This is a genomic window from Oscillatoria sp. HE19RPO, assembly GCF_024220515.1.
In the GTDB taxonomy this organism is placed as follows: domain Bacteria; phylum Cyanobacteriota; class Cyanobacteriia; order Cyanobacteriales; family Laspinemataceae; genus Laspinema.
The window spans coordinates 1-10,012 of sequence record NZ_JAMXOT010000404.1; the positions used below are offsets into that span (position 1 = coordinate 1).

Genomic DNA, 10,012 nt, shown 5'->3' on the forward strand with positions numbered 1-10,012 from the left:
AGTCGTTACCGCGTGACTTGGCGTCAGCCAATTCACGCACCCCTGTCCGGATCCTCCAGTTTCTTCGGGGAGATGGGGTTCATGTTCGTAGTAACGACTTCAGTCGTTACCGCGTGACTTGGCGTCAGCCAATTCACGCAACCCTGTCCGGATCCTCCAGTTTCTTCGGGGAGATGGGGTTCCTGTTCGTAGTAACGACTTCAGTCGTTACCGCGTGACTTGGCGTCAGCCAATTCACGCAACCCTGTCCGGATCCTCCAGTTTCTTCGGGGAGATGGGGTTCATGTTCGTAGTAACGACTTCAGTCGTTACCGCGTGACTTGGCGTCAGCCAATTCACGCAACCCTGTCCGGATCCTCCAGTTTCTTCACAGGGGCTTAAGCCGATCCTGGTGAGTATCACGGGTTCAGCTATGAAACGACTGAAGTCGTTACTACGAACAAAAGAAGATAACGACTGAAGTCGTTACTACGAACAAAAGAAGATAACGACTGAAGTCGTTACTACGAACAAAAGAAGATAACGACTGAAGTCGTTACTACGAACAAAAGAAGATAACGACTGAAGTCGTTACTACGAACAATTTTCCCCACTCCTTATTGCGGTCTATCAAAGCGGCGCATTAAATAGGCTACGCCGAAATCGCCATTGGGGTGTTGTTCGAGAACTTCCGCGAGTTGGAAGACCATTTCCGCCACTTCTGGACCTAATTTGTCGATGGTGGCATCCCGTTCTTTTTCAGATTGCAGGACCGATCGCACTCGGGCTTGCCATTCCCCCGAAAAAATTTGTTCTAGGCTATCATGGAGTTCTAGTTCTTCGAGAATTTCCCATTCCCCGCGATCGCACCAGAACCCGCCGCAACTGGGACAGCGTTCCACATAAAACGGGTTTTTTGCCATCACTTTGGAACGGGAAAGGTAGCGATTACATTCCGGACATAATCCCGCTTTCATGTCCGTCTCAGGGGGAATGAAGTCTCTGCCGACTTCGCGAGTCACGTAGGTTGCGGGAACCATCTGCCGACGTTGCTGCGATCGCCAGGGTTCGTAGTCGGTTGAGGAAATCCAACTGCCTTGACATTCCACGCAGTGCTTGACGGGGAGATCCCCGGACAAAAATCCATCGACTAGGGTCTCATTCTTATCTTTTGGGCATTGCATTGCTGTTTCTTTCCCGGTTACACCTTCAAAAATGGGACTTGGAATGAATTCGGGCTAGATACTCCCGGATGGGCGATCGCCAAGGAAGGATCTTAACCCAGGCCCCTGGAACTCAATTCGGGGCAGGAATCGACAAAATGGCTTCGCAGTAACCGATGCAACTCTTAAGGCGATCGCGGACCTCAGACCAACGTCGCTCAAGAGTCTCCGGTTGTCGAGCGGAACCTAAAAACATCACGTCATTTACCAATAACCGGATCTGCTTATGCAGTTCCGTCTGAAACGACTGCACCAGGGACACCATCCTGGGGTCTAGCCCCTCCATCCCTAAGCTCAAGATTTGAGCCTGAAAAATTTGTTGCATTTCAAGTGTACTGGCTCGCACCGTCGCTTGATCTGGATTCGGTGCATTGGCCATTTCCGTCAATTGCTTTAGTGCTTGCATCAAATTTTGATAACACTGGACATGAAAATCCGGCAGCATAAGTTGAAGAAATTTGTCTATATTAATAGAGTAGGCAATCCGTACAATTTAATAAAACTTTAACTTAGATATAAATTGCAAGCCTGAGCGATGCAGAGTCTCTTGCCCGGTATGAATTCCGGCCCAGAGGGCAATAGGGACCCTGCACCCTCAGCTCTTATCTCCTTATTTTCAGGCTTTCTGTATCTTCAGATACAATAAATGCCCTAAAATTGATAAATCTTCTTAAGCCCACCCCATTATTAATCCTTCAGACTGTCTTATGATCATGAACCCCGTTGCTCCAACCTGCTCCTTTGATGTCGAGATTCCCGAATGGCTGCAAACCTGTTTAATCTCCTATAACGAATCTCCCGACTCAATCCACCCCGACCTCTCCCAGAACGATAACTCCCTAATCTGTCGCGCCTTTGAATTTGCCTATCAACTTCATGAATGTCAGCGGCGCAAATCCGGCGAACCCTATATCATCCATCCGATCGCCGTTGCCGGACTCCTGCGGGAACTCGGTGGCAGCAGTGCCATGATTGCTGCGGGGTTTTTGCATGATGTGGTTGAAGATACCGAAGTCACCCCCGAAGAAATCGAAGAACGCTTCGGGGAAGAAGTCCGCCAACTCGTCGAAGGCGTCACCAAACTCTCCAAATTTAACTTTTCCAGCAAAACCGAACGACAAGCGGAGAACTTCCGTAGGATGTTTCTGGCAATGGCCAAAGATATCCGAGTCATCGTGGTGAAACTGGCCGATCGCCTCCATAATATGCGAACCCTAGAGTCCCTCGCCGATGTCAAGCGTCAGCGCATCGCCCTAGAAACCCGCGAAATCTTTGCACCCCTAGCCAATCGCCTGGGGATCGGTCGGTTTAAATGGGAACTCGAAGACCTATCCTTTAAATATCTCGAACCCGACTCCTACCGCCAGATGCAGGATCTCGTCGCTGAAAAACGGATCGACCGCGAAAACCGCCTGAATAAAGTCACCGAAACCCTGCGACTGCGCCTAGAAGAACTGGGGATCGGTTGCACCGAAGTTAGCGGGCGTCCCAAGCATCTGTACGGGATCTATCAAAAAATGCAGCGCCAGAACAAAAAATTTGAAGAAATATACGACGTAGCAGCGGTGAGAATTCTCGTCCAAAAAAGCGAAGAATGCTACCGTGCCCTGGCGATCGCTCACGATGCCTTCCGTCCGCTACCCGGTCGATTCAAAGACTATATCGGCCTCCCTAAACCCAACCGCTATCAATCCTTGCATACCGTCGTCCTCGGACCGACAGGCAGGCCCATTGAAGTCCAAATCCGCACCGTAGAAATGCATCACGTTGCTGAGTACGGGATCGCAGCCCACTGGAAATATAAAGAAACCGGATCCAGTCACAGTAAACTCAATAACGATGATGAGAAATTCACCTGGTTACGTCAGCTATTGGAATGGCAAAGTGACCTCAAAGATGCTCAAGAATATCTGGAAAATGTTAAGGATAATTTATTTGATGAAGATGTCTATGTCTTCACCCCTCAAGGCGATTTAATCTCCCTCAAACAAGGGGCAACCCCGGTAGATTTTGCCTATCGAATTCATACGGAAGTCGGTAACCATTGTGCTGGGGCGCGGGTCAATGAGCGACTGGTTACCTTGGATACTCCCTTAAATAATGGGGATATCGTCGAGATTCTCACCCAGAAAAATAGTCACCCCAGTTTAGATTGGCTGAATTTCGCCATTACCACGACAGCGAAAACCCGAATTCGCCAGTGGTACAAGCGATCGCATCGGGATGAGAATGTCCAACGGGGTCGGGATATGTTGGAAAAAGAATTGGGCAAAAATGGATTTGAATCCTTGCTCAAATCGGAACAAATGCTGCAAGTGGCTCAACGCTGCAATTACCACAGTGTGGAGGATTTACTCGCCGCAGTCGGCTATGGGGAACTCACGATCAATCAAGTGGTCCATCGCCTCCGAGGTGAAGTCACCGATCGCCAAACCTTGGCACAGACTCAGCCCTTGTTACTGCCCGGAGTCACCGTCAGGGCCTCTCTTCCCCCAGCACAGACAAAAGGGAAACACCCGATCGCCGGAGTCGAGGGATTGGTTTATCATCTGGCGCGATGTTGTACACCGATCCCCGGAGAATCCATTATTGGGATTGTCACCCTGGGCGATCGGGGCATTTCCATTCACCGCCAAGGCTGTTCCAATGTTCAAGGGATTCCCGGCGATCGCCTGGTCCCCGTCAACTGGAATCCCACAGATTGCGCCGAGGGCCGTCCTCAAAGCTATCCTGTTGAGATTTCCATCGAAGTGCTCGATCGCGTTGGGGTTCTAAATGACATTTTGTCTCGATTGAAAGATAACAATGTCAACGTCCGCAGCGCCAACGTGAAAACCTACATGGGTAAACCTGCCACCATCGAACTGGGGATCGATATTTGCGATCGCCACCAACTCGAACGCACCTTTAACCAAATTCGCCAAATCAGCGATGTGCTGAATCTGCGACGCCTGAGTAATGCTGCTGATTAAGGTCATTTGTCATTTGTCATTTGTCATTTGTTATTTGTCATTTGTCATTTGTCAAGGGACCAAGGACCAAGGACCAAGGACCAATGACCAATGACCAAGGACCAATGACAAATGACCAAGGTCATTCAGCCCTAATCCCTTGGGCGATCGCGCGATCGATTAACTCGCATCCTTGGGCCACTGACTCCACTCTGGCTAACTGATCCCGGAGTTCTCCGGCACCGTAAAACCCTTTCACATACCAAGTCAAATGCTTTCGCGCCTGTTGAACTCCGCGATCGCCTTTGTACTCCCACAACCCGCGTAAATGCTCCTTCGCACATTCCAATCGCTCCATTGGGGTAGGCGCTCTTAACTCCTCTCCAGTTTTCAGGAAATGGTCAATCTCTCCCACTAAAAACGGATACCCCAAGGTCCCCCGGGAACACATCACCCCATCGGCCCCAGTTTCCTCCAAACAGCGTACCGCCATTTCCACCGAAAAAATATCCCCATTCCCAATCACCGGAATCGACAGCACCTCCTTAACTCGTCGAATCCACTCCCACTTGGCACTGCCGTGATATCCTTGGTCCCGAGTCCGGCCATGAATCGTAATCATGGCGGCACCCGCATCCTCCATTCCCTTAGCAAAGTCGAGGATATTAATCTCCTGATCGGACCAACCAATGCGGGTTTTTACCGTCACGGGAACCGATACCGCTTTGACTACGGCACGAACGATCGCCTCGGCAGTTTTGGGGTCCCGTAACAACGAAGAACCCCCGCCATTTTTGGTAATTTTATTCACCGGGCAGCCCATATTAATATCAATGGTATCCGCCCCTTCTGCCACCGCCATCACTGCCGCCTCCGCTAAGAAATCTGGGCGACAGTCAAATAATTGAATACTAATCGGTCGTTCATTGGGGTCCACTTCCATAATTTTGGGGACCTCCCGCAAATAGCGCAAACTGCTCGCTTGCACCATTTCGGTGTACATCATGGAGTCCGGTGCATAGCGACGGACCAGACGCCGAAAGACTAAATCCGTAACCCCAGATAAGGGCGATTGCAAGACGCGACTTTTAACCGAAACTTGACCAATTTTGAGAGGGGTTGCAAGTTTGTTTTGCAATTCAGGAGAAAGAACCAGCATTTTGTCTTTTAGGGGAGTAACCATTCAGTTAAGGCGTTCCGGATGACAGTCAAGGGGGACCCAGTGTACGGGATTCGGTGGGGAGTCCCAAGGGCACAGCCCGGACGGCCTACAGCCTCTAATTATTCCATGCTAGACTAGAATAAGTTGCCTGACTTGTGCAGGGGTTGGAGAAGGTGACTAAACGGAGCAATTTGTGAAAATCAACCCGGGCGATCGCCACCCTTGCCAAATCCGAAACATTTGCCCTGAGTCCGTCCTCCTCCTCAGTCTTTTTTCCGACAGGTTCAGCGTTTAATTTGCCTTCATATTTTTTTTAGGGTTTTTCTCTCCAGAAAATTTACCCTTCTAACCTAGAATTCAACCGAAAATTACCGATTTTGTGAAGAAAGGTAAAGGGAAAAAGATGCAAAGAAGGTGTGGAAGAAAAATGCCTATCTAGCGATCCCTTCTCCGATTGCGGAACGGAGAGAACCGCTATTGTAGCTAGCGATATCAAAGCAAATCCATCCATGCACTCACCAGGAGCATCATTCATGCCCAAGCAACCCCGTGATCTGGAATATGGAGAATATTCTCCATCTCATCTGGAGTTAGAACTTTTAGAGCAACTAACCCAGACCGAAGTTCCTTACCCTTGGAACCCGACTGCGATTGAGGCTGATACATATTTTGCCACGGTAGAAGCGGAGGTTGCGCCCTTGTGGTTGAGTGACGAAGCCGACTTCGCACCCCAAGCACAAAAGGCGATCGCCGCGTTCGAGAGACTGTGGTCCGCAAATCCCTCAGAAACCTCCGCAGTGGAGAGCGTTAGAGCCGCTTTACTGCAAAAGTTTGGGACACAAGTACCTTCTGACTGGTTAGCGGCGATCGCCGAACGCGCTCAAACCCTAACCTCTAACGAAACCCCAATTGCTCAAAGATTAGTGCAATGTGTCAGCGAACTGCTGCCGCAATGGACCCCGGAAGATTTACAGGTTTTAGCCCGACCTTTTGCCTACGCCATGCGAGGCGAATCCCTGGACTCTACTGTAAATACGATCGGCCAAAAAACCTGGTCAAACTTATCGGAAATTGAAAAAGCCCGCCTGAGTTTGGCGATCGCTCGTTATGCCGTCTCTGAAGTAGAAAATTTTTCGGCATAAATCACCGGGGGTGTTATTTTATTAACCTTGCACTCTACTTTAATTCAGGGTCAACACTTTCTCCGGGGGATGGCCAGTTTTTTGGGCCAAGCATTCCCCTGTCTTCAACCCATTGGCGGGTTCAGCATCTCGGTAAAGAGCCTTGCGCCTCAGTGTATCCCCCGCGATCGCCTTGATTGGGTCAATCCAAACCGGGATCACACCCTTTCACACCAAGGTCGGGGGATATTGCTTTAATCCTCGGCGAATATCCCTGAATGTAACATCACACCCGAGAACAGATACACTGGTTAAAAGCCCCTTTCACATTAGAGCCAGTGTTCTGAATGTCTTGGTCTGAGATTCCTTGCCTGAGCATCGCGATCGCCCCATTAAATACCAACTCTGATGCCAAACACTTTGCCATCTGGGTTCTGAAAGCCCCCTATCCCGGTGGCTACGTTCATTATGACTGTCCCTGGCCCGATAGCCTCACCCAAACTTGGCAAGCGTGGCATCAGCTATTTTCCCTACAGCCCTTGCCTTCAGTCTGGAATCTCCCGCCTTCATCCCAAGACAACTCCTTGTCCATGCTCACCCCCAGCAGCAGTCAGTCTCCCGCGAGTTACAGCGCTCGACTGATGCAGCAGTTAGGACTCCAGCTTTGGCAATGGCTGTTTGGCGAAGCGCTTCAAAATAGCTACGCCCAAAGCATGGGAATCGCAATGGGTCAGGACCGCCCCCTGCGGATTCAGTTAGAAATTCGGGACCCGGAACTGATCGCCTTGCCTTGGGAACTGATGCAACCCCGTCCAGGTAAACCCACCATTTGCCTTAATCCCCAATTGCGATTTAGCCGGACTACCAGTGATGTAGACCCCCTGGCGATTCGTTGCACCGCACAATCTTTAAAAATTTTATTAGTCTTAGGGGAAGAAGTCGAAAACCCGGGTCATTCCTCCCAGGCAGAAAACCGCCTGCAACTGCAAAAAGAAGCGGATGCCTTAGGGCAGGTCCTGGAACAGAGCGATCGCAACCGGAATTCCGGTGACAATATCCTCCCGGTATCCTGCCATGTCGATACCTTAATCCAACCCACTCCGAGCGAACTAATCGAAACCCTGGAAACGGGAAACTATAATATTTTCTTCTATGCGGGTCACGGCATCTGTGCCCCTGCGGGGGGTCAGTTATTATTACGAACGGGAACTCCCCTGAGTGGGACAGAATTGGCTCAAGTGCTGGTGCGCTCAGAAGTGACCTTAGCGGTGTTTAATGCTTGTTGGGGTGCGCAAAGCGATCGCCAGAATGAACAAGCGATTCCTCGCAGTAGTCTAGCTGAGGTCCTGATTCATCATGGCGTCCCGGCAGTATTGGGAATGCGTGATTCGATTACTGATGAAGAAGCATTAAGTTTTATTCAAGCCTTTACCAGCGCCCTTGCGGACCGAATGTCCATCGATCGCGCTGTGGCAGTCGCCCGCCAGCAGTTATTAACGGTTTATAAATTTAATCAACCCGCCTGGACCTTGCCAGTCCTTTATATGCATCCAGAGTTTAATGGGGAATTAATCCAACCCCTGGATTATCTGGAGACGGAACTGCCGGAGAATACGCCTTCGGGGATTCGGCCTTTAATTAGTTTGGCTTATCTGCGATCGGTTGATGTCAGCAACCAAGTCTGGCCGATTCGCGGGGGCTTGATGCGGGTGGGTCGGAGGTCTCAGAACGACCTAGTGATTCAGGAACGGTGGGTTTCCCAACGACACGCCGAAATTTTTTATCGGGATATGTCTGGGACAGGTTCAGTTCCCGCTTATTTTCTGCGAGACTTTTCTCGGTATGGAACTTTGATTAAAAGTAGTAATGGGTGGCAAAAAGTCCACCATCAGGAAGTGAAGTTAGAATCAGGGATTTTATTGAAATTTGGCAGTTCCCAGGGTCAAACTTTAGAGTTTGCCATTGATGAATGGCGATCGCACGACACGGGAGAAAAGGGGTAAGATAAACATCGGCACTGCACCCCGCCATAGAGCCTAGGTTAAACTTCCTAATCCAGCATAAAATTATTTTGCAATAGGTCTATTACCCCCTCTAAAACCTCTTGACAAATCTCTAGCTTTATGCAAGGATAAATTACCTGGGTAACCCAAGCTAAACTCAGTTTTTCCTCAGACTGTTTTATGCTAGGCCAAAAAATCAGTCAAGCTATTGAGCATTTAATTTAATCACCCCAGATCTCCATAAGGTCGCACGGCAAAAAGATTGTGGGTTGAGAGTGTTTTAAAATTTAAATGCTGAAACGCTTAAGTCCTGATGACCCCGGTAAATCTGGATAATTAAAGTTAAATACTTATCAATTTACCATCATGAAATACAGCAGAACGCGCTTTTTGGGTCGTCGCTTTTGGGGAACTCCAGAAAAATATGGGTTACTCAAGTATGAATCTTGGAATCTTGGGGATGATGTCCAAAGTTTAGCCGCAGCTCAATATCTGCCTCACATTGATTTTGATATTTCCCGGGATCACCTTGGCGAAGCCCGTGACTTTGGTCCCATGAAGATGATTATGAATGGTTGGTTTATCGGGCCTTTTAATAATGAGCCGATTGATTGGCCTCCCCCTCCCAATATCAATCCTCTGTTCGTGTCTTTCCATATGGGGCGTGAGGAATTAGCCGATCCAAAATACCGGGATTATTACAAGCAATTTGAACCCATTGGCTGTCGAGGTTATAAAACCTTAGAACGTTTAACTAACTTGGGAGTTGATGCTTACTTTTCCGGGTGTTTAACCTTAACGCTTCAGAATAGATTCAAAGAACGTACTGATAATATCTACTTTGTCGATCCTTTCAGTTTTGGTGAGGGGAGAGGCTACCCAACTCCTAAGAGTAAAAACTTTCGTCAAGATTTATGGGAAAAATTCCCGGAAGACATTCGGAACAAAGCAACCTATCTTAGACATACTGTAGAACTAAAACAGCCAGACTACATCAATCCTTACAAGCGGGCCCGTTTAGCCCAGTCTTTGCTGGATCGGTATGCTCAGGCGAAGTTAGTCATTACGGGGAGAATTCACTGTGCGCTCCCCTGTTTAGCAATGGGAACGCCAGTCATTTTACTCACGGAAAAAGAAGTCTTATCTAATGATACTAGAATGGGAGGATTAATCGATTTGTTCAAGCACTATTCCTTTGATGAAATCTTGAGTGGTGCAATGGATATTAATTGGGAGTCGCCAGAACCCAACCCGGTAGATATTACCCCAATTGCAGACAAATTGAGAAAAACCTGTACGGACTTTATTAACGGAAACAATCAATAGGTCTACCCGTTTGGCTTAATGAGCGGCAGGTTTTACGCACTACAAGAGGTTGGGACGGTATTCAATCAAGGGGACTGTTATAACAGGTTTTATGGCCGAGATTGGGTACTAAGGGAACTCCAAAAAATAAAACCTTCAAAAAACCCGCACCCTGAAGGGTGGGGCTACACGGACAAAGCCCGCCTGCGCGGGCTAAAAGAGCCTTGTTAGGTGCGATCGCATCAAAGCAAGGATGATTTATTTGTTG

9 protein-coding genes are annotated in these 10,012 nt (G+C 48.8%); 5 read left to right on the plus strand and 4 right to left on the minus strand.

Translation table 11 applies throughout. The features are described 5' to 3' along the window. On the plus strand, nucleotides 1-218 hold a 218-nt coding region (locus NG833_RS27930; protein WP_254568536.1), incomplete at its 5' end, for a hypothetical protein. Between the two features lie 378 nt (nucleotides 219-596). Here NG833_RS27930 and NG833_RS27935 read toward each other — a convergent pair. Next, complete coding sequence (locus NG833_RS27935) at nucleotides 597-1,163, minus strand: zf-TFIIB domain-containing protein (RefSeq protein WP_254568537.1); 567 nt, start codon at nucleotides 1,161-1,163, stop codon at nucleotides 597-599. Nucleotides 1,164-1,275: 112 nt separating this feature from the next. Next, nucleotides 1,276-1,647 carry a heterocyst frequency control protein PatD gene (gene patD, locus NG833_RS27940; RefSeq protein WP_256556190.1) on the minus strand — a complete coding sequence of 124 codons (372 nt, stop codon included), beginning with the start codon at nucleotides 1,645-1,647 and terminating at the stop codon, nucleotides 1,276-1,278. 262 nt (nucleotides 1,648-1,909) lie between these two features. Between patD and NG833_RS27945 the strand changes: the two genes are divergently transcribed. Further along, a complete protein-coding gene (locus tag NG833_RS27945; protein ID WP_254568539.1) occupies nucleotides 1,910-4,174 on the plus strand; it encodes a bifunctional (p)ppGpp synthetase/guanosine-3',5'-bis(diphosphate) 3'-pyrophosphohydrolase in 2,265 nt (754 codons plus the stop codon). 121 nt (nucleotides 4,175-4,295) lie between these two features. On the opposite strand, the gene dusB is transcribed toward NG833_RS27945, so the two are convergent. Continuing rightward, nucleotides 4,296-5,312: a tRNA dihydrouridine synthase DusB gene (gene dusB, locus NG833_RS27950; RefSeq protein WP_254568544.1), complete on the minus strand. Its 1,017-nt coding sequence runs from the start codon at nucleotides 5,310-5,312 to the stop codon at nucleotides 4,296-4,298. Between the two features lie 536 nt (nucleotides 5,313-5,848). Here dusB and NG833_RS27955 point away from each other — a divergent pair. The 3 genes from NG833_RS27955 (at nucleotide 5,849) to NG833_RS27965 (ending at nucleotide 9,765) form a co-directional block, all read left to right on the plus strand. Continuing rightward, nucleotides 5,849-6,457, plus strand: a complete 609-nt coding sequence (locus tag NG833_RS27955; protein ID WP_254568540.1) for a hypothetical protein — start codon at nucleotides 5,849-5,851, stop codon at nucleotides 6,455-6,457. Between the two features lie 326 nt (nucleotides 6,458-6,783). Continuing rightward, nucleotides 6,784-8,439 (plus strand): CHAT domain-containing protein, encoded by a 1,656-nt coding sequence (locus NG833_RS27960; RefSeq protein ID WP_254568541.1) that lies wholly within the window; start codon nucleotides 6,784-6,786, stop codon nucleotides 8,437-8,439. A gap of 366 nt (nucleotides 8,440-8,805) precedes the next feature. Next, nucleotides 8,806-9,765, plus strand: coding sequence for a polysaccharide pyruvyl transferase family protein (locus tag NG833_RS27965; protein WP_254568542.1), 960 nt, complete (start codon nucleotides 8,806-8,808; stop codon nucleotides 9,763-9,765). A gap of 61 nt (nucleotides 9,766-9,826) precedes the next feature. Here the strand turns inward: NG833_RS27965 and NG833_RS27970 are convergent. Next, on the minus strand, nucleotides 9,827-10,012 hold a 186-nt coding region (locus tag NG833_RS27970; RefSeq protein ID WP_254568543.1), incomplete at its 5' end, for a hypothetical protein.

Excerpts from the sequence above, each read along its gene's own strand:
- NG833_RS27935 (WP_254568537.1), bottom strand. The coding sequence starts at position 1,163 with ATGCAATGCCCAAAAGATAAGAATGAGACCCTAGTCGATGGATTTTTG.
- patD (WP_256556190.1), bottom strand. The coding sequence starts at position 1,647 with ATGCTGCCGGATTTTCATGTCCAGTGTTATCAAAATTTGATGCAAGCA.
- NG833_RS27945 (WP_254568539.1), top strand. The coding sequence starts at position 1,910 with ATGATCATGAACCCCGTTGCTCCAACCTGCTCCTTTGATGTCGAGATT.
- dusB (WP_254568544.1), bottom strand. The coding sequence starts at position 5,312 with ATGCTGGTTCTTTCTCCTGAATTGCAAAACAAACTTGCAACCCCTCTC.
- NG833_RS27955 (WP_254568540.1), top strand. The coding sequence starts at position 5,849 with ATGCCCAAGCAACCCCGTGATCTGGAATATGGAGAATATTCTCCATCT.
- NG833_RS27960 (WP_254568541.1), top strand. The coding sequence starts at position 6,784 with ATGTCTTGGTCTGAGATTCCTTGCCTGAGCATCGCGATCGCCCCATTA.
- NG833_RS27965 (WP_254568542.1), top strand. The coding sequence starts at position 8,806 with ATGAAATACAGCAGAACGCGCTTTTTGGGTCGTCGCTTTTGGGGAACT.